The 20,888-nt window shown below is 38.2% G+C and carries 13 protein-coding genes; 4 read left to right on the forward strand and 9 right to left on the reverse strand.

The features are described from left to right. Nucleotides 1-8: 8 nt before the first annotated feature. Together LG296_RS14570 and LG296_RS14575 are read left to right on the forward strand one after the other, a co-directional pair. Complete coding sequence (locus tag LG296_RS14570; RefSeq protein ID WP_181418023.1) at nucleotides 9-1,100, forward strand: endospore germination permease; 1,092 nt, start codon at nucleotides 9-11, stop codon at nucleotides 1,098-1,100. After that, complete coding sequence (locus LG296_RS14575; RefSeq protein WP_107935057.1) at nucleotides 1,093-2,352, forward strand: Ger(x)C family spore germination protein; 1,260 nt, start codon at nucleotides 1,093-1,095, stop codon at nucleotides 2,350-2,352. The genes LG296_RS14570 and LG296_RS14575 overlap by 8 nt, the downstream gene beginning before the upstream one ends. A gap of 256 nt (nucleotides 2,353-2,608) precedes the next feature. Here the strand turns inward: LG296_RS14575 and LG296_RS14580 are convergent, their stop codons facing one another. Further along, nucleotides 2,609-5,194, reverse strand: a complete 2,586-nt coding sequence (locus LG296_RS14580; RefSeq protein WP_107935058.1) for a polynucleotide kinase-phosphatase — start codon at nucleotides 5,192-5,194, stop codon at nucleotides 2,609-2,611. 3 nt (nucleotides 5,195-5,197) lie between these two features. Beyond that, nucleotides 5,198-6,544, reverse strand: coding sequence for a 3' terminal RNA ribose 2'-O-methyltransferase Hen1 (locus LG296_RS14585; RefSeq protein WP_107935059.1), 1,347 nt, complete (start codon nucleotides 6,542-6,544; stop codon nucleotides 5,198-5,200). Nucleotides 6,545-7,108: 564 nt separating this feature from the next. Here LG296_RS14585 and LG296_RS14590 point away from each other — a divergent pair. Continuing rightward, nucleotides 7,109-7,702 carry a YdeI family protein gene (locus LG296_RS14590; RefSeq protein WP_107935060.1) on the forward strand — a complete coding sequence of 198 codons (594 nt, stop codon included), beginning with the start codon at nucleotides 7,109-7,111 and terminating at the stop codon, nucleotides 7,700-7,702. A 196-nt stretch (nucleotides 7,703-7,898) separates the two neighbouring features. Here the strand turns inward: LG296_RS14590 and sufB are convergent, their stop codons facing one another. From sufB to gltB, 7 genes are all read right to left on the reverse strand, one after another. Continuing rightward, nucleotides 7,899-9,296: a Fe-S cluster assembly protein SufB gene (gene sufB, locus LG296_RS14595; RefSeq protein ID WP_107935061.1), complete on the reverse strand. Its 1,398-nt coding sequence runs from the start codon at nucleotides 9,294-9,296 to the stop codon at nucleotides 7,899-7,901. Nucleotides 9,297-9,320: 24 nt separating this feature from the next. Then, nucleotides 9,321-9,758 (reverse strand): Fe-S cluster assembly sulfur transfer protein SufU, encoded by a 438-nt coding sequence (gene sufU, locus LG296_RS14600; RefSeq protein WP_107935062.1) that lies wholly within the window; start codon nucleotides 9,756-9,758, stop codon nucleotides 9,321-9,323. Beyond that, the gene (locus tag LG296_RS14605) at nucleotides 9,748-10,971 is read right to left on the reverse strand and encodes a cysteine desulfurase (protein ID WP_107935063.1); all 1,224 of its coding nucleotides are present in this window, start codon (nucleotides 10,969-10,971) and stop codon (nucleotides 9,748-9,750) included. Before LG296_RS14605 ends, sufU begins: the two co-directional genes overlap by 11 nt. Further along, nucleotides 10,971-12,278, reverse strand: coding sequence for a Fe-S cluster assembly protein SufD (sufD, locus tag LG296_RS14610; RefSeq protein ID WP_107935064.1), 1,308 nt, complete (start codon nucleotides 12,276-12,278; stop codon nucleotides 10,971-10,973). The genes LG296_RS14605 and sufD overlap by 1 nt, the downstream gene beginning before the upstream one ends. A 16-nt stretch (nucleotides 12,279-12,294) precedes the next feature. Beyond that, on the reverse strand, nucleotides 12,295-13,077 hold the full coding sequence (sufC, locus tag LG296_RS14615; RefSeq protein ID WP_107935065.1) for a Fe-S cluster assembly ATPase SufC: 783 nt from the start codon (nucleotides 13,075-13,077) through the stop codon (nucleotides 12,295-12,297). 490 nt (nucleotides 13,078-13,567) lie between these two features. Further along, nucleotides 13,568-15,046: a glutamate synthase subunit beta gene (locus LG296_RS14620; RefSeq protein ID WP_107935066.1), complete on the reverse strand. Its 1,479-nt coding sequence runs from the start codon at nucleotides 15,044-15,046 to the stop codon at nucleotides 13,568-13,570. A 14-nt stretch (nucleotides 15,047-15,060) separates the two neighbouring features. Continuing rightward, nucleotides 15,061-19,581 carry a glutamate synthase large subunit gene (gene gltB / locus LG296_RS14625; protein ID WP_107935067.1) on the reverse strand — a complete coding sequence of 1,507 codons (4,521 nt, stop codon included), beginning with the start codon at nucleotides 19,579-19,581 and terminating at the stop codon, nucleotides 15,061-15,063. 119 nt (nucleotides 19,582-19,700) lie between these two features. Between gltB and LG296_RS14630 the strand changes: the two genes are divergently transcribed. Further along, complete coding sequence (locus LG296_RS14630) at nucleotides 19,701-20,603, forward strand: LysR family transcriptional regulator (protein WP_107935068.1); 903 nt, start codon at nucleotides 19,701-19,703, stop codon at nucleotides 20,601-20,603. The last annotated feature ends 285 nt before the right edge of the window (nucleotides 20,604-20,888 follow it).

The following is a 20,888-nucleotide window of genomic DNA, read 5'->3' on the forward strand; positions in this document are numbered from 1 at the left end:
TGAATAGTATGGATAGTACAAAGGGAAAAATCGGGCTAAAAGAACTTGTAGCTATAATTATACTAAATGTAGGAACAAAGGTTGCCGACAATACACCCACTATTTTTTATGAGGCTTTTGGAACAGCTGCTTGGATCGGCATTCTTATTATTGGCCTCATATCATTGATACCTATTTTACTTATAACTAAGCTTATTACACTATATCAAGATAAAAATTTAATAGATATTATCTTACATTTATTTGGAAAACACATCGGTTTTGTTCTTCTCTTTACTTTATGCATTTTGCAAATATTTACAAATATCAACAATACATCCATATATACTGACATAATTGGAACAATGTACTTTAGCAAGACACCTACAGTTGTTATTTATCTCTTACTGTTAGGGGTAGCAGCCTATGGAGCTAAGAAAGGGATAGAGTATATCGGTTCGAGTGCTTGGGTTATGCTGTTTTGGATTTGTCTCTCATTGCTTGTTATATTAAGTGTTGTGTTTGTTCAAGGAGAATTCAATCAAATATTCCCAATACTTGGTACAGGTGGTTTGGAATTGGTGAAAGGCAGCTATCAAAATTCATCTATTCTAATGGATTTTTTATATTTAGCTCTTATAGCATCGAATGTAAAAAGCGCTACTATTTATAAAAAAGGGATATGGATTGGTTTTGTTATCATCTTACTAGCGTTTGTGCTTTCTTTAATTGGTTATGTCATGTTATTTGACTATTATGGAGTACGAATGTTTGATTACCCTTATCACGAAACAATTCGTTATATTGAGATTGGATTTCTAAATAATGTAGAGCTACTATTTTTCCCTTTTTGGTTAATTTCTTCATTTATCAGATTTGCTTTCTATTTGTATTTAGGCGCTCTTCTGTTCGGTGCTGTATTCAAAATTAAACAGTTTGAATATGTTGTACCAGCTTTGGCTGTCTTTACAATTTTAGCAGGGTTAATACCCGAGTCATCTGTTTTCTCTATGAATGATTTCAGAGTTATCTTTTTGAATTTAATTACTCCAATTTTTTTACTGTTTCCCTGTCTTTTATGGATAACAGCTAAATTAAAGGGGGATTTTAAAAATGAATAATATTAAGCGTGGTAGTCTAATGCTCTTCTTTATTTTCCTCATTCCTCTACTTAGCGGATGCTGGGATCAAACCTCTATCGAAGAAAGAGCTTATGTCGTCGCTATAGGATTAGATAAAAGTAAAAGTGACAATGAAAATCAAATCCAAATTTCCTATATTATCGCAAATCCTGAGTTTTCAAAAAAAGAAGCAATGACTACCGAGCCTCCTATGGAAACAATCACTTTTGATGCGAACGATATAAATGTTGCAAGAAATAAAGCTAATACTGTTGTGGCAAAAGAGATTTCTTTTAACTTATTAAGCGTTATTATTGTTTCTGAAGAACTAGCAAAAGATAAAAATTTTATAAGATGGATGTACGATGCTACTAAAGAAAGAGAGATTAAACGTGATACACCTCTTATTGTAGTGAAAGAAGAAAGTACGAAATTCTTCAAACAAAATCAACCTAAATTAGAATCGAGGATCCATAAATACTATGATTTGATTTTAAAATACGCTAGTAAGGCAGGAATGATACCCAATTCTCATTCAAATCTGGGTAGATATTATAGGATCACGCAAGCAGATGCTAGCCTCTTTTTAGGGATATATGGTACGAGTGAAAAATCGGAATATAAAAGAAGTGAAGAAGAGGATAATTTTATGGCAGGGCAAATTGAAATCGGAGGCGAATCAAATAAAGTTCAATTCATGGGTTCAGCGGTTTTCAAAGAAGGGCAAATGATTGGAACACTTACAGGAGAAGAAACTCGAGCAGCAGTTCTTATAAATGAAGGTTTAAATATGGGCTCCATTATAGCAACCTATAAGGATCCTTTTGATGATAGGTATAGGGTTACAACTAGAATACTTCAAAAAGAAGATATAAAAATTAAAATGGATTTAAAAAGTCCTCTGCCTACTATTGATGTATCAATCCCACTTTATATCGATATATTAAGCCAGCACAGTATGGTTGACTATGTAAATGATTCAGAAAAAAGAGAACGCTTAAAACAAAGTATTGAAGAAGAAGTTACGAATACCTATAATAAGCTAATCAAAAAAACACAGGAAGAGTTTAAGGGTGAACCATTCGGCTGGTCGTTAATTGCAAGAAAGGAATTCTTAACAATAAAAGAATTTGAAGATTTCGACTGGATGGAAACCTATCCAGAAATAGATGTAAATCTGACAGTTAAAGTTAATATTGGTAACTTTGGAAACCAAAGCAAAGTGCCTGAGCTCGAAGAAATGAGGGATTAATGTGGAAATCATCATTTGGTTTATAATCGTACCTATTTTTATTTACACAATTGGCTATTCCATAATGCTGTGGAAGGATAAAAGTAAACTCGGCTCAATAGCCACCTTCATATTAGCAATTTGCCTGATAATCCTTCCCTTCTTTTCAAACATTAGGTAGTTGAATGATTATGTCTATATAAATAGACCAGGGTCCGTGTATCCTGGTCTATTTTAACTTTGTTATTAACTGACTCTTGTATCATTACCGTTTTATTTATAATCTCGGATCTACTGGATCTGACTCCATTGCCAAAGTTCCAAGTACACATTCATGAACCCTTTCAGTGGATTCACCATTTACTAGCCTTTGTATTCCCTCTACTCCTAGTGAGAATTCTTTTAATGCAAGCTTTTGCTTTTTCCCCACATTCCGCTGCTTTAATCTAGTAAGATTTCCTGGCTGTAAGTAATCCATGCCATAGATGATATTAAGATATTTTCTACCTCTAACCTTAATAGCTGGTTGAATCAGCCTTCCCTTTGACTTCGCGATAAATGTCTCTGGCTTAATGACAATTCCCTCATGCCCATCACTTGTAATCTCATCCCACCATCTGATGACCTCTTCCTCACTAGCTGGATCATCAATGACCATATATTCTGTTTCAACAAAGAGCTTGTCCATTTCAGCAAATTCCTTGTTCAACTCCATATGCCAAGTGTGTGGCTTATCAAAAAAGGTTTCATTACTATGGGCTAGAATATGGAAAGGAGCAATTTGGATTTGATCTAGATCATTAATTTCCCAGCAGTATTTTTGGAACACATCCTTGAAAACTTGAGAATTCACAAGCATTTCATCGTATTCCTTTAGCCAAGCATTCAGATTTTCGTTATTGTAAGCCGCACCTTCGAGCTTATTTTTTAACAGACTGCGATCTAAAAATGCATTTTCGGCCACATGTGCATATTGACTGCTAATAAGCTCCTTTGCCTTCAAATTCCAGGGCATAATCTCCGCATCAACAAGAAGGAATTCTGTCTCATACTTATTAAAATAATCATTAGCTGTTAGGCTTTGATTGATTCTAGAAAGAATTTCACCTTCTATTTCAATATCAAAAAATCTTCTACCTGTTCGAGTATAGATGACTCCAAGCGTTTCTCGCCCTACAAATTTTCGTCCCGCCTCTTTATCTTTAAATAAATAGAGGATTCCCCTACTTCCCATATGCTTCTTCTCTGCAACCATCCGGTTAATGCCTAGACTTCGGTAGTATTCAATCGCTTCTCGAGGGTGTTCCAGATACCCTTCTATGGAAGAAGGCTTCGGCGTAGGACTCATTGTAGGTGGGATATAAACCAGCTCTTCAATCGGTACAGTAAAATGTGACAAAGTATCGACTGAGGCTAGCGCATATTCTTTTGGTATTTTAATGCTTCCTATGTGCTCTGTTAAAACGGAAAAGCCATCAATAAATTTGGCAATGTTCGGCGGATTTAACCTTTTCTTTTTCAACTCGATTAGCGGGTTATTGTGACCTCCCGAGTAATCCTGTTTAGCTTGAACCGCCACAAATTCCTGCTCTGGATAGCGGAATGCAGTAAGCTCCCCACCAAACACAACTCCCTGGTCAATATTAATGGTATTATTCACGACCAGCGGCTTTGGCTTAGGGTCATGCCCCCAGACAATTAAAGTACTTGTTTTATGATGGATAGTCCAATCCTTCCGAATCGGTTTACCTGTCTCATCAAGCCCTTCATTATCGCCGTAACGACAAAAATCACTAATGTCATAGGATTGCTTCCCGATGAAATCATCTTTTATCCCTGCATGTGTGCAGACCAATGTTGGAACGTTATTTTTCGTTAAAATATAATGCGAGGGTGCTCTAAGGAGAAATGGCTTTAGTTCTTGTTTGAGTTGAGTGATGTCGCCAGTTTCTCCATACCTAGCTAGCTCTTCTTCCACCAGCTCATCCCCGTGATTTAAGGTAACATTTTTTCCCTCTAACCACCGAGCAATTTTCCAGCCATGATTACTATCAATCATATAGGCTAGATTTTCATTCACATGACGCATGAAAAATTCCATCGTTTTTAGAGACTCGGGTCCACGGCTCATAATATCGCCAAGAGATAAAAATCTTCGTCCCTCTGGATGAATATAAAGATTTTGATGATCCTTTTCATAACCTAGCCTTTCAAGTAGTTCAATCATTTCATCATAGCAGCCATGAATATCGCCAATAATATCGATGCCATTACCTACCTCAAGATGAAGTGGATTTTGCGTTTTTCTAATAACCTCCACTTCACTTACATCTGAAATGAAATAACTCGCTAAATAGCCTTCTTTTTTTATAAAACGTTTTTCTCTTTTAAATACCTGATACTGTTGTTTAATTCGTTTACTACCACGCGGATTTTTTCGTAGTTTATCACGTTCAAGCAGCTCTTCTTGCTCTACATCCAATACAAGAGTCATAACCGGAACATGATGCTTTTTCCCAAGCTCTATATATCTTTTTCGATCATCAGCATATAAATGAGTAGCATCCACAATCGTCATCTTATTTAACCGGCATCTCGCCTCGATTGTTGCTTCCATCAGGGAGAAGGCTTCTTGAGAAATTCTTTGATATTCATCAAACAAGCTTTCCGATACATCCTTCCACCGATGACTCCAATCTATAAATTCCACATCGCCAACACGTATTCGATAATCATCTGAGCTAATTACCTCTGACGGAAGGATTTTCCCCTTTTCAATTTGTTGCTTGAGAAAGGAGGACTTTCCACTATTGGAAGGACCAACTAGTAACACAATACCTGCATAGGGTAGCGTAATCTCCATGGTTTAAAGCTCCTTTCTCGTAAACAAACACATCTGAGTCGGATAACCGTGAAGCTCGTGTTCTTCACCGATTCCATCAAACGCGATGTTATATTCATGATTCTCATTTTGGGTTTTGCACCAAGTTTGAAATTCTTCTCTAGTCCACTCAAAACGGTGGTCAGGATGTCGGTAATCCCCACCCATTCCATATACCTCGTTATACTCTTGGTTAGGCGTAGTAATTATCAGCGTTCTCGGTCGATAATCCTGCAAAATAGTCTGTATGATTTTAGGTAAACGGTATTCATCTATATGCTCAATTACTTCACAAAGAATAAGTACATCCTTACCTTTCAAACGCTCATCATAGTAAAAGAGCGAGCCGAAAATTTGCCTTGGTTTCACAAAATTCTTATCCTGGGCTGCCTTTTCAAAGCGTTTAAGTGCTTTAAGCGTTGCCGATTCGGATGGCTCGACCGCTAATATTTCTTTAACTCCATCGATAAAGCCTAATTTTTCCGATAGCTTCCCTTCTCCTGAACCAAGGTCTACTACGGTCTCTTTACGCTTTAATTGATTTACTTTTCCGACTATTTTATCGTAACGCAGGTCGTTTAATCTTAGTTTCGGTGATGATTCGTTTTCTTTCTTGGTATGTTGATTTTCGAATTGGCCGTAGACTTCCTTAAATCGTAGGGCTTGGCGCAATATGAACTCTCTTTTAGGATGCTTGTCCAACCACCCCTCACCGTAACGTACAATTTTCTCGACTTCCTGCTCATCAATATAATAATGCTTATAATTGTCCAAAACCGGAATCAAAACAAACAGCTGTCTAAGTCCCATCTGAAGAGTAGTCGAGCCTTTCAAGGTGATGAATCTAGCCGAACTTTTTGATTTAAAATCCATATTATAATCAGCCTCTCCATAAGTAATTTCAACCGCATAACCTAAGGGCTGAAATAAGCTCTGGATATCTTGATCAGTTAGCTGTGAAGCAACTGGTCCAAAGGAAAATTCCAATGGGAACGGATGATTCACCCAAGGCTCATATTCCTCAACTGGCTTTCCGTTTAGTGCCGTGCCAAGAGCTGTTCTTAAAAAAGTACAAAAGATACTGCTCACCACAAATTCACGGTCATTAATATAAGAAGTAATATCGTACACCTTCGAATTATTCCTCGAAAGCTCAATCGGATCGGGCGTTACAAAAAAAGTAACTTCCACTTCTTCCTCAGAGAATTGACTAAAAAACATACGTACTAAATGGCCACTTACCCTTCTCTCATAAAGGTTATTAGGATTTTTCGCCAACAAATATGAAATGACCTGTATATCCTGCCCCGTCCCTCGTATTGTTAACTGCATCGTTTATTACACCTACCTTCAACTATTCCATTTTTATACAATATACCATAAGTAATGGTTGGAGTTCTATTTGTGGGGGCTTTGGATTGTTGTAAGCTTATGGTGAACTTTTCCGAAAGAAATAGTTCATACTTCTTTGGATGAAGTTGTTTCAGGAAAAATAGACAGGAATGACTTTCGTAAGAAGGGTGAATGACAAAATAACTGGTAGCTATTTCGAAAAGCTTTCATATACCGAATTGGAATGAATGCCATTATTTCGGATTGCCCCATCTATAGTGGCGTTCACACGTTGTATGTTTGCCACTTTTTCAGATTCTCCCATCCATAGTGGCGTTCATTCAAAGAAATAAATTCACAAAATGTCTTTCTTAAAGAGGATGAGGGACTTTTTGAACGAAATCTATTGCCAGGAAACACTTCACTCAAGATGCACTTTTCAAAACAAAAAAATTCGCAAAGAAGTGCTTCAATCATTTGAAAAGTAGAATGAATTCAAGGTTTAATGTATATTTAAGTAAAAGTTCAAATTATAAAAGATGCTATTACGTGAGGTGTTTCTGAGTGACAAAAAGTAATCCTAAGGTTGAGGAGTTTTTAAGTAAAGAAACAAAATGGAAAGCGGAATTTGAGAAGTTACGAGAAATTATCCACAATGTTGAAGAGCTTGCCGAAGAATTTAAGTGGATGCATCCTTGTTATACTTATGAAAACAAGAACGTCGTGTTAATACACGGATTTAAAGAATATTGTGCACTACTTTTTCACAAAGGGGCTTTGTTAAAGGATCCACATGGGATACTCATCCAGCAATCAGAGAATGTACAAGCTGCTCGTCAGATTCGATTTACTAGCCTACAGCAAATTAATGATTTAGAAGAAGCGTTGGAAGAATATGTACTCCAGGCGATTGAGATTGAAAAATCCGGTGCGGAAATTGTATTCAAGCAAACGACAGAATTCACAATGGCTGAGGAGTTTCAAACAAAGCTAGATGAAAACCCTGATTTAAAAACAGCATTTGAAGCATTAACACCTGGTCGCCAAAGAGCATACCTTCTTCATTTCTCGACACCTAAACAATCTAAAACTCGAGAGTCAAGGATTGAAAAGTGTATACCAAAGATATTTGAGGGGAAAGGGTTGAATGACCGATAAATATTAGAGGCAGATTTGTTTTATTTACCAACTAATTTTAGTTGCTCCTCGCCTCACTTTGTCTTAAATAAGCTGGTGCAAAAAAAAACCGAGCAAAATACACTCAGCCTTTAAATATAATCTTAGTAAGCAAAAAGGGTTTTCGAGCATTTTACAATGACTCGAAAACCCTTTTATATTAACAGTTTATAAGCTATTAACCGATAGAACCTTCCATCTCGAACTTGATTAGGCGGTTCATTTCTACTGCGTATTCCATTGGTAATTCTTTTGTGAATGGTTCGATGAAGCCCATTACGATCATTTCTGTTGCTTCACCTTCAGAGATACCACGGCTCATTAGGTAGAATAATTGCTCTTCAGATACTTTAGATACTTTTGCTTCGTGCTCTAAAGATACGTTATCATTTAAGATTTCGTTGTAAGGAATTGTATCTGATGTTGATTCGTTATCTAAGATTAATGTATCACATTCGATGTTTGAACGAGCACCAGTTGCTTTTTTACCAAAGCGAACGATACCACGGTAAGTTACTTTACCGCCTTGTTTAGAGATCGATTTCGATACGATTGTTGAAGATGTGTTTGGTGCTAAGTGAATCATTTTCGCACCAGCATCTTGGTGTTGACCTTTACCAGCGATTGCGATAGAAAGTGTCATACCACGTGCACCTTCACCTTTTAAGATACATGCAGGGTATTTCATTGTTAATTTAGAACCGATGTTACCATCAATCCATTCCATTGTACCGTTTTCTTCAACAACAGTACGTTTTGTAACTAGGTTATACACGTTGTTCGCCCAGTTTTGGATTGTTGTATAACGGCAGTATGCATCCTTCTTAACAATGATTTCAACTACTGCTGAGTGAAGTGAGTTTGTTGTGTATACAGGAGCTGTACAGCCTTCTACATAGTGTACACTTGAACCTTCGTCAACAATGATTAATGTACGCTCGAATTGACCCATGTTTTCAGAGTTAATACGGAAGTACGCTTGTAATGGTGTGTCTAATTTAATACCAGGTGGTACGTAGATGAAAGATCCACCAGACCAAACAGCTGAGTTAAGTGCAGCAAATTTGTTGTCTGAAGATGGAATTACAGTACCCCAATATTTTTTGAAGATATCTTCGTTTTCGCGTAATGCAGAGTCTGTATCTTTGAAAACGATACCTAGATCTTCAAGGTCTTTTTTCATGTTGTGGTAAACTACTTCAGATTCATACTGAGCAGATACACCAGCTAAATATTTTTGTTCAGCTTCAGGAATACCTAATTTGTCAAAAGTAGCTTTGATTTCTTCAGGTACTTCATCCCAAGATTTTTGAGTTGCTTCAGATGGCTTTACATAGTAAGTAATTTCATCGAAGTTTAAAGATCCAAGGTCGCCACCCCATTGTGGCATTGGTTTTGAGTAGAAGATTTCTAAAGCTTTTAAGCGATAGTTTAACATCCACTCTGGTTCGTTTTTCATTTTTGAAATTTCACGTACGATTTCTTCAGTTAATCCACGTTTTGAACGGAAAACTGATACGTCTTTATCATGGAAGCCGTATTTGTAATCGCCGATATCAGGCATTTTTTTTGCCATTTTATTCTCCTCCGTTCAAACTACTTATCTTTGTTCGTTTACACCCTTTTCCATTGCTTTCCAAGCCAATGTTGCACACTTAATTCGTGCTGGGAATTTTGAAACACCTTGCAGCGCTTCAACATCACCAAGATCGTATTTATCTGTATAGTCTTCACCTAGCATCATATTCGAGAAAATTTCAGCTAGTTCAAGAGCTTCGTCTAATTTCTTCCCTTTAATAACCTCTGTCATCATAGATGCAGAAGACATTGAAATGGAACAGCCTTCGCCATCAAATTTAGCATCTTCGACTAAACCATCGTTAATCTTTAATGTTAAATGAATACGGTCACCACATGTAGGGTTATTCATATCGATTGTAACACTGTCACCATCAAGAGAACCCTTGTTGCGTGGTTTTTTATAATGATCCATAATAACTGAGCGGTAGAGCTGATCTAAATTATTATTAAAAGACATCGTTAAAATACTCCTTCGCTATGCGCAATCCTTCAACAAGTCGATCAACATCTTCTTTTGTATTATAGATATAGAAGCTTGCACGAGCTGTAGCTGTACATTGTAGCCATTTCATTAATGGCTGTGCACAGTGATGACCAGCACGGACAGCAATACCATTCATATCTAAAACAGTTGCTAAATCATGAGGATGTACACCGTCAATGTTGAAAGTGATTAAACCGCAACGTTTTTGTGGGTCACGAGGTCCATAAATAGATACACCTTCAATTTTGTCCATTTCATTCAGTGCATATTCTACTAGGTTATGCTCGTGCTCTGCAATTTTTTCTAAACCAATTTCAGTTAGGAAATCAATGGCAGCTCCTAAGCCGATAGCCCCAGCAATGTTAGGTGTACCGCCTTCAAATTTCCAAGGCAGCTCCTTCCAAGTAGAATCATGTAGATCTACAAAATCAATCATTTCGCCACCAAATTCTATTGGCTCCATGCTTTCTAGATGGGCTTGTTTCCCATATAGTACACCTGTACCCGTTGGACCACACATTTTATGACCAGAAAAAGCTAAGAAATCACAATCTAAATCTTGTACATCAATTGGCATATGTGGTGCAGCTTGAGCAGCATCTACGACAATGACAGCCCCTGCTTCATGGGCAATTTTCGTAATTTCTTTGATTGGATTAATCGTTCCTAGCACGTTTGAAGCCATTGTAATAGCAACGATTTTTGTTTTATCTGTAATCGTATTGCGTACAGTTTCAAGTGTAATTGTACCATCTTGCTCAAGTTCAAAGTACTTTAATACAGCACCTTTTTCTTTTGCAAGCTGTTGCCATGGAATCAAGTTCGAGTGATGCTCCATATGTGAAATAACAATTTCGTCGCCTTCATTTACATTCATGCGTCCATAAGCACCAGCAACAGTATTTATAGAAGTTGTTGTACCACGAGTGTAGATAATTTCTTTTGTAGATTTCGCATTGATGAACTTGCGGATTTTTTCGCGAGCTCCTTCATATGAATCTGTCGCACGATTTCCAAGTGTATGTACACCACGATGTACGTTAGAATTGTCTAACTCGTAATAATTTCTTACAGCTTCTAATACTTGCACTGGCTTTTGGGATGTAGCAGCACTATCAAGGTAAACGAGCGGATGCCCGTTTACTTCTTGATTTAGTACAGGAAATTGTTTGCGAATTTCATTCATTAGCGAACTTTCCCTTCAATAACCTTCGTTAATTGATTTTTAACGCTTTCGATAGGAAGATTTGTTACTACAGGAGCTAAGAAACCGTGAATTACTAAACGTTCTGCTTCTGCTTTTGAAAGACCACGACTCATTAAGTAGAAAAGTTGTAATGGGTCAACACGACCAACTGATGCTGCATGTCCTGCCATTACATCGTCTTCATCGATTAATAGAATCGGGTTTGCATCTCCACGAGCACCTTCAGAAAGCATTAATACACGTGATTCTTGCACTGCATTTGACTTACTAGCACCATGCTCGATTTTACCGATACCATTGAAAATAGTTTGAGCAGAATCTTTCATAACACCATGCTTTAAGATAAAGCCTTCTGAATTTTTACCCCAATGGCGAATTTCGGTAGTGAAGTTTTGCTTTTGTTCTCCGCGTCCTACTACTACAATTTTCGTATTTGCAAGCGAACCATCACCAACTAAATGAGTAATGCTTTCGGAAATTGTATCTGAATCATTCATTAAACCTAATGCCCAGTCAACCTTAGCATCGCGTTTAACATGACCACGGCGGTTTACATAAGTAGTAAAGCCTTTTGCAAGAACATCTACTGAACCAAAAGTAACCTGTGCATTGTCTAATGCGATTACTTCTTCGATTAAATTTGCTTGTCCATTTGATTGTTCAACAGTTGATACATAAGTTTGTACATATGTAACAGCTGAATTAGAATCAGCAACAACTAAAACGTGGTTGAATAATGAAGCATCAGCGTTGTCGTGTAGGAATACCACTTGTAATGGTTTTTCTACAACAACATTTTTCGGCACGTATAAGAATACCCCACCGTTTACTAATGCTGCGTGGTAAGCAGTTAACTTATGCTCATCAACTTTAACAGCATCTGTCATGTAGTATTTTTGAACTAAGTCACTATGTTCACGTACTGCAGTTAAAATATCTGTGAAAATAACACCTTGTGCTTTTAGCTCATCAGAGATTTTAAGGAATGCAGCTGTGTTGTTACGTTGGATATAAAGGTTTTCTTGGCCTTCAATATCGATAATTTCTTTAACTTCTGCAGAAAGCTCATCTAGAGAGCTAAATGTAGCACTTTCTACTGTATGTTGAGGGAACTCTGTGAAGTTCCACTTTGTAATATTTGTTTTGTCTGGTGTTGGCATTGGAAGCTCAGTAGCTTTTTCAATTGCTTCTGCACGCAAAGAACCAAACCAAGCTGGTTCATTGTTGTTTTGTGAGAACGAGCGTACTTCTGTAGCTGATAACGCCAATTTAGTTTCAACTGTCATGTTATTCGTCCTCTCTTTATGCTTCTTCTGTTACCGCGTCTGTATCTTCGATTCCTAATTCTTGTTTAATCCAGTCATAACCTTCTGCTTCTAAACGTTGTGCTAATTCTGGACCACCAGATTTTACAACGCGACCTTGCATCATAACATGTACATGATCAGGAGTGATGTAGTTTAGTAAACGTTGGTAGTGAGTGATTGCGATACAGCCAAATCCTTCACCGCGCATTTCGTTAATACCTTTTGCCACTACTTTTAATGCATCGATATCTAAACCAGAATCGATTTCATCTAAGATTGCAAACTTAGGCTTGATCATCATTAATTGTAGGATTTCGTTACGTTTCTTTTCCCCACCAGAGAAACCTTCGTTTAAGTAACGTTGAGCCATTTCTTGGTCCATTTCTAGGAAATCCATAGATTTGTCTAATTCACGGATGAATTTCATTAATGAAATTTCATCGCCTTCTTCGCGACGTGCGTTGATAGCAGAACGAATGAAGTCAGCATTTGTTACACCTGAAATTTCTGATGGATATTGCATAGCTAAGAAAAGACCAGCTTGTGCACGCTCATCAACTTCCATTTCAAGCACATTTTCACCATCTATTTCAATTGTACCTTGAGTAACCTCGTATTTAGGGTGACCCATAATAGCAGAAGCTAATGTAGATTTACCTGTACCGTTTGGACCCATGATAGCGTGGATTTCGTTTGTATTAATTGTAAGATTTAGACCTTTTAAAATCTCCTTGTCTTCGATTGATACATGAAGATCTTTAATTACTAAAGTTGACATTATATTACCTCCGTAGTTGTGCATTGAATGGTAGAACCATTTCTAATTTATTATCATTCTAATCTTAACCGAAATCATGAAACCATGCAAAACATTTATTCGAAAAACTTATATTTCAACGAAAACCATTAAGATCTTGATGTTTTACACATTTTTATAGTTTAGGAGAAAAGTAAGTTAGAGGAAAAGTAGGATAATCCATTTTCAATAAAAACAGTCTAATTGAGAATTCATTTCACCGATAATGTTCGACAATATAATTTCAAATACGTTAAAAGTATCGCAAATAGTTTGCCAATATGTATTCACTTCTTATACATAGTGAGAAGAAGTTATATTAAAAAAATTTTCTATTTAAAACTTCGCTATTTACCCGATTTTTCAACACTTAGCTTTATGGTAGTTTAAACAATAAGAAAGTATTATACATTCTTTTCTACTAAATAAAAAGCGATTCCCGATTTTCCTAAAATCTCGGGAATCACTTTAATTATGCCTTCACTTCTAAAGCTAAAAATTCATCCACACTTGCTGCTACAGAACGCCCTTCTTTAATAGCCCAAACCACTAAGCTTTGACCGCGTCTTGCATCACCTGCTGTAAATACGCCAGGTACATTTGTTTCAAAATCTTTAATCGATGCACGGATTTTATTGTTCGAGATTGTCACCCCAAATTGCTCTGGTAGTGATTTTTCTACTCCTTCAAAGCCAATTGCAACGAATACCGCTTGTGCTGGCCATACTTTTTCAGTGCCTGGCATCTCTTTAAAGAAGTAGAAGCCGTCGTCACCTAAAATTTTCTCCATTTGAATCGTATGAAGTTCTTTTACACGACCCATTTTGTCCTTCACAATTTTCTTTGTTTGGATACAATACTCACGGGGATCATGTCCCTTTGCTGCCTCAACTTCTTCATATGCATAATCAAGTTTATATACATTGGGATCTTGAGGCCAAGGTCGGTCCTCCTGACGAGTTTTTGGAAGCTCAGGATGCTTACCAAATTGATGTACTGAGCGTGCTTTTTGACGAATAGCAGTTGCTACACAGTCAGCACCAGTATCACCACCACCAATAACGATGACGTCTTTACCTGAAACGTTTAATGCTTTTCCGTCTTTCAAATTAGAATCTAGTAAGCTTTGAGTTACACCTGTTAAATAATCCATGGCTAAGTGTACCCCTTTAGCATCACTGCCTTCTAAATGTAGGACACGTTGTTTTTGAGCACCGATACATAGAATTACTGCATCATACTGTGCTCTTAATTCATCCGCATTAATATCCTTACCGATTTCTGTACTTAAAACAAAATCGATTCCTTCTTGGCGAAGTAGGTTCACTCGGCGTTCAATAACTTCTTTTTCAAGCTTCATGTTGGGAATACCATACATTAGTAATCCACCTGGACGATCAGCACGCTCAAAGACAGTTACACTATGCCCAAGCTGGTTTAGGTCGTCTGCTGCAGCTAATCCTGCTGGACCTGAACCAACCACTGCAATTTTCTTACCTGTACGCGTTCTTGGTATACGTGGAAGAACCCAGTTATTTTCAAAGCCTTTATCAATAATTGAACGTTCGATTGATTTGATGGCTACTGCTGGATCTGTAATTCCTAATGTACAAGAGCTTTCACAAGGCGCTGGACATACACGCCCTGTGAATTCTGGGAAGTTATTCGTCATATGTAGACGATCTAATGCTTCCTTCCACTTTCCTTTGTACACTAAGTCGTTCCATTCTGGAATGACATTCTGAATCGGACAGCCTGCAGCAGCACCTCGAATTTCAACTCCCATATGACAAAACGGTGTGCCACAATCCATACATCTTGCACCTTGCTCTTGTAAGGTTTCATCTGGCAGCCTAGTAGCATATTCATTCCAATTCGAAATGCGCTCTAGTGGAGGCTGCTCTTTCGTTTTTGTTCGTTTATATTCCATAAATCCTGTTGGTTTCCCCATTCTAGAACCCCCTCTTATTTGGAAATCGCTAATTCTTTAGCGCCAGTTGCTTCAACAAATGCTTGCATTGCAGCCGTTTCTTCCGTTAAACCTTGGAATTTGTGATAGCTGATTTTATCAATCATCGCTTTATAATCCGTTGGTACAACTTTTACAAACTTCGTTACGAATTTATCCCATTTTGCTAGAATATCTAAAGCAATTGTACTTTCAGTGTGTTCTAAGTGTTTGATAATCATAGAACGTAAAGCTTCGATTTCATTTTTATCTTCTAAACGCTCGAATTCAATCATTTCAGTGTTACAGGTTTCTTTGAACTTTTCTTCATCTGTTGGTAAAACATAGGCAATACCACCGCTCATACCTGCAGCAAAGTTTTTCCCTACATCACCTAGAATGACAACACGACCACCAGTCATGTACTCACAACCATGATCACCAATACCTTCAACTACAACATTGGCTCCACTGTTACGAACAGCAAAGCGTTCCCCAGCACGACCATTGATATATGCAGTACCACTTGTAGCTCCATATAGACAAACGTTCCCTGCTATAACATTTTTCTCTTGGGCACCCTTGATCGGTGCGATAGCTACTAATTTACCGCCAGATAGACCTTTACCGAAGTAGTCGTTAACATCTCCTACACATGAAAGCGTCATTCCTCTCGGTACGAATGCACCAAAGCTTTGACCTGCATGACCTGTAAAGTTCAGTTTAATAGTTTCATCTTTCAACCCAACTTCACCGTATTTTTTCGAAATTTCACTTCCAATTATCGTACCTACAACACGATCTGTATTTTTAATCGAATAATCGAGTTCGATTGATTCTTTTTCGTTAATGCTCTTTTCAACTTTTGGTAGAAGCTCACGAATATCAAAGGTTTCGTCAATACGTAAATTCTGGTCAGTTTGCTTCGTGCGAGCACCTTGTACCTGGTAAAGTAATGCTGATAGATCAAGCTGACCTGCTTTCCAGTGTGATTTAGCACGTTCACTAATTTGTAGGACATCTGTGCGTCCAACCATTTCGTCAACAGTATGGAATCCTAATTTCGCCATGTATTCACGCATTTCTTCAGCCACAAAGTACATGAAGTTTACAATGTGATCTGCGTTCCCCATGAATTTGGCGCGCAATTCTGGATTTTGAGTAGCTACCCCTACTGGACATGTATCTAAATGACATGCACGCATCATGATACATCCTAGTACGATTAATGGAGCTGTCGCAAAGCCATATTCCTCTGCTCCAAGTAAAGCCGCCATAACAACGTCCTTACCTGTCATTAGCTTTCCATCAGTTTCTAATGTTACTCGCTCGCGTAGGCCGTTTAACATTAATGTTTGGTGTGCTTCAGCTAAGCCTAGCTCCCATGGTAAACCTGTGTGCTTGATAGAAGTTTTTGGCGATGCGCCAGTTCCTCCATCATATCCAGAGATTACAATGACATCTGCTCCACCTTTAGCAACACCTGCTGCAATCGTTCCCACACCAGCTTTTGCTACTAGTTTTACAGAAATACGAGCATTACGGTTAGCATTTTTCAAATCGTAAATAAGCTCGGCTAAGTCCTCGATTGAATAAATGTCATGGTGTGGTGGAGGTGAAATTAACCCAACTCCTGGAGTAGAACCACGAACATCCGCAACCCATGGATAGACTTTGTTACCTGGTAATTGACCACCTTCACCAGGTTTAGCTCCTTGAGCCATTTTAATTTGTAGCTCTTTTGCATTTACAAGATAATGAGATTTCACACCAAATCGACCAGATGCAATTTGTTTAATCGCACTATTTCGGTTATCTCCATTTTCATCGATTTCAAAACGAGCAGTGTCTTCCCCGCCCTCACCTGAGTTTGAGCGTCCACCGATACGGTTCATGGCAATTGCTAAAGTTTCATGCGCTTCTTTAGAAATCGAACCGAAGGACATTGCACCTGTTTTGAATCGTTTTACGATTGAGTCTACTGATTCTACATCCTCTAACGGTATTGATTGATTAGTAGATTTGAACTCAAACATATTACGTAAGAACCCAAGTTGTTCTTCATTTGCCATTTCTGCATACATTCTGTATAAACCAAAATCATTTCTTCTTGTAGCCGTTTGCAGCGTATGGATTGTTTTCGGGTTAAATGCATGGTGTTCGCCATTAGCTCGCCATTGGAAATCACTTCCCGATTCAAGTAAAGCATTTCTAGAATCTAGCGCTAATTTGTGGCGACGCTTCGCTTCCTCGCCGATCGTTTTTAAATCAATCCCATCAATTTGAGATGCAGTTCCAGTGAAGTATCGATCAACGACTTCCTTACTAATTCCTACTGCTTCAAAAATTTGAGCACCACGGTAAGATTGAACAGTTGAAATACCCATTTTAGACATTACTTTTACTACACCATCAGCGATTCCCTTACGATACTTTTTCACGGCATCCTGGTAGCTAATTGTTAAATGGCCAGCCTCGATTGCCTCTTCGATAGAAGCAAACACAAGATATGGGTTAATAGCATCTGCACCAAATCCAACTAAAGCTGCAAAATGATGTACTTCACGAGCTTCTCCACTATTTGCAATAATGCTTACAAGAGTACGTTTACCTGTACGGACTAAATATTGATGTAAGCTACTTACAGCAAGTAATACTGGGATCGTTGGTGAATTCACATCGTCTAATTCATCTGACAGTATTATTAAAGAAATTCCTTTTTCGATTGCTGCATCTGCCTCATTGAATAAACGCTGTAATTCTGACTCTAATGTATTTTCATACTGAAGTGTGATTACTGCATGCTGGAAATGTGCATTCTTCATATTCGTAATCTCGCTCAACTCGCCATTTGTTAAAATCGGAGTATCTAAGAAAATACGGCGTGCATTCTCAGCATTTGGATGCAATAGATTCCCTTCAGCTCCAAGCAGAGTCATCGTTGAAGTTACAATATGCTCACGAATTGAATCGATCGGTGGGTTTGTAACTTGGGCAAATAACTGTTTAAAGTAATTAAATAAAGACTGCGGACGATCCGATAGAACTGCTAAAGGTGTATCGTTCCCCATTGAACCAATTGGATCTTTCCCGCTCTCTGCAACTGGAACAATATATTTTTGAATGTCCTCAAAAGTATAACCAAAGGATTTTTGACGTACTGCTAGCACATCAACTTCTTTAGGAGTTTCCTCATCAGCTTCAACTGTTAGCAAATTTTCTTCTAGCCATTTCGCATATGGTTGCGCCTGTGCCATCTCGCTTTTCAGCTCTTCATCAGAAACAATTTTCCCTTGCTCTAAATCGATTAACAGCATGCGGCCTGGGCTTAAACGTTCTTTATATAAAACGTTTTCTTCCTCGATATCGACAACCCCTACTTCCGAAGAAAAGACGATCATATCATCCTTCGTTACATAGTAGCGTGCCGGACGTAAGCCATTACGATCTAGTATTGAACCAATTTGCTTACCATCTGTGAAACAAATCGCTGTAGGACCATCCCAAGGCTCCATCATACTTGCATGGTAAGCATAAAATGCTTTTTTCTCCTCTGAAATATGAGGATTTTCAGTCCATGGCTCTGGAATAAGCATCATTGCTGTATGTGCTGGTGTACGACCTGCTAGCACAAAGAATTCAAACGCATTATCTAACATAGAAGAGTCAGAACCTGAGTTATCAATAATAGGTAATAATTTCTTTAAATCCTCTCCAAAGGCCTCAGAAACAAAACGTTGTTCACGGGCAGTCATCCAGTTGATATTGCCACGTAATGTGTTAATTTCCCCGTTGTGCACAATATAGCGGTTTGGATGTGCACGTTCCCAGCTTGGGAAGGTATTTGTTGAGTATCTTGAGTGAACAATAGCAAACGCTGAAATAAAGCTTACATCCTGAAGGTCGATGTAAAATTCACTAACCTCTTCTGGTGTTAATAACCCTTTAAAGACCATTTTTTGGCTAGACATACTTGGACAGTAAAATTTCATATCATTTTCTTTTGCCCAGAATTCAGCCTGCTTGCGAATTAAATATAATTTACGTTCAAAAGCTAAAGAATCTTCAGCATTTTCTCCCTTAATAAAAACCTGGCGAACAACAGGTGCTGTTGATTTCGCAATATCACTTAATATCTCTTTATTTGTAGGAGCAGTTCTCCAGCCAATTAATGTTTGACCTTCCTGCTCGATAAGCTCGTTAATTTTGTTTTCGATGGACTCTCTCTCTCTATTATCCTCTGTGAAAAACAATTGCCCTACACCGTACTCACCATTTGCTGGTAAGTTTAAGTCTGGACAGTTTAGTTTAAAAAATGCATCAGGAATCTGAACCATTAATCCAGCTCCGTCGCCAGTTCTACCATCGCCACCTCGTCCTGCTCGGTGATCTAAGCGACATAACATCTCTAGTCCGTTTTTTACAATCTCATGTGAAGCGTGTCCCTTAATATTTGCGTAAAAGCCGATTCCACAAGCGTCATGTTCGAAACTTGGTGAATAAAGCCCTTGCGCCTTCGGAAACTGATGAAAAGTCATGTAAATCCCCCCAAATCTTCGTGAATACCTTATTTACATTGTAAAGTTTTTAGAATAATATAAACAATATATACTTTGGATTGAATTCATCTAATATTTAGATAAATGGGGTGGAAACGTTGGAATTACGGCAATTGCGATACTTTGTTGAGGTAGCCGAAAGGGAACATATTTCTGAAGCAGCCGAACATTTACATGTCGCCCAGTCAGCTGTTAGTCGACAAATCGCAAACCTTGAGGATGAGCTTGGCACACCACTTTTTGAACGTGTTGGTCGAAATGTAAAGCTTACACCAATTGGTAAAATCTTTTTGGAACACACCATTACCGCATTGAAGGCAATTGATTTTGCTGTTAAACAAGTCGAAGAGTATTTAGATCCAGCAAAGGGAACCATCAAAATCGGCTTCCCTACAAGTCTTGCAAGTTACGTATTACCAACTGTCATTTCCGCCTTTAAAAAAGAGTTCCCGGATGTTCACTTCCATTTACGTCAGGGCTCATACCGCTATTTAATCGATGCCGTAAAGAACCGCGAACTCAACCTTGCCTTTTTAGGTCCTGTTCCACCTAGCGACGAAAGCATCCATTCATCAATACTATTTAGCGAGAAAATTCATGTATTACTTCCTGCGAACCATCATTTAGCCAATGCTGAAAAAATCGTACTTGGTGATTTAAGAAATGAGAATTTCGTTCTTTTTCCTGAAGGCTTTATATTAAATAAAGTAGTTGTAGATGCATGCAAAGCTGCCGGTTTTGTACCAAGCGTTACTTCGGTTGGTGAAGATATGGATGCTTTAAAGGGGCTAGTAGCTGCCGGCATCGGGATTACACTACTGCCTGAAAGCTCACTTTACGATTCCACGCCACGTTTTACCGTAAAGATGGCTATCGAAAATCCTATGATTACGCGAACAGTAGGCGTCATTTATCCAACCAACCGCGAACTCGGACCTTCTGAACAAGTTTTCTTGAAATTTATCGATAATTTCTTTTCAAGATTGAATCAGTTTTTATAGAGAATGCGAGAAACGCGCGGAGCACGAGGGGATTGTGCTCTGGGCGTTTCTTTTGTTTTGAAATTAGCTGGGGTGTTTTGCGGTGGATTGGCTCATGAGAACTGCTTCGTAGATTGAGTTTCACTTTCGGATGCACTTCACATTCTTTATGAACTGCATCCCGGATTGTTTTATACTCTGGGATGCACTTCATCCACCCCATGAACCGCATCCCGCCCCACATTTCACTCTCTAACAATCTTCATCCTCCTCATGAACCACACCCCGAACCCGATTCCACTCTCA

Source organism: Ureibacillus chungkukjangi, assembly GCF_044795995.1.
GTDB classification, from domain to species: Bacteria; Bacillota; Bacilli; order Bacillales_A; family Planococcaceae; genus Ureibacillus; species Ureibacillus chungkukjangi.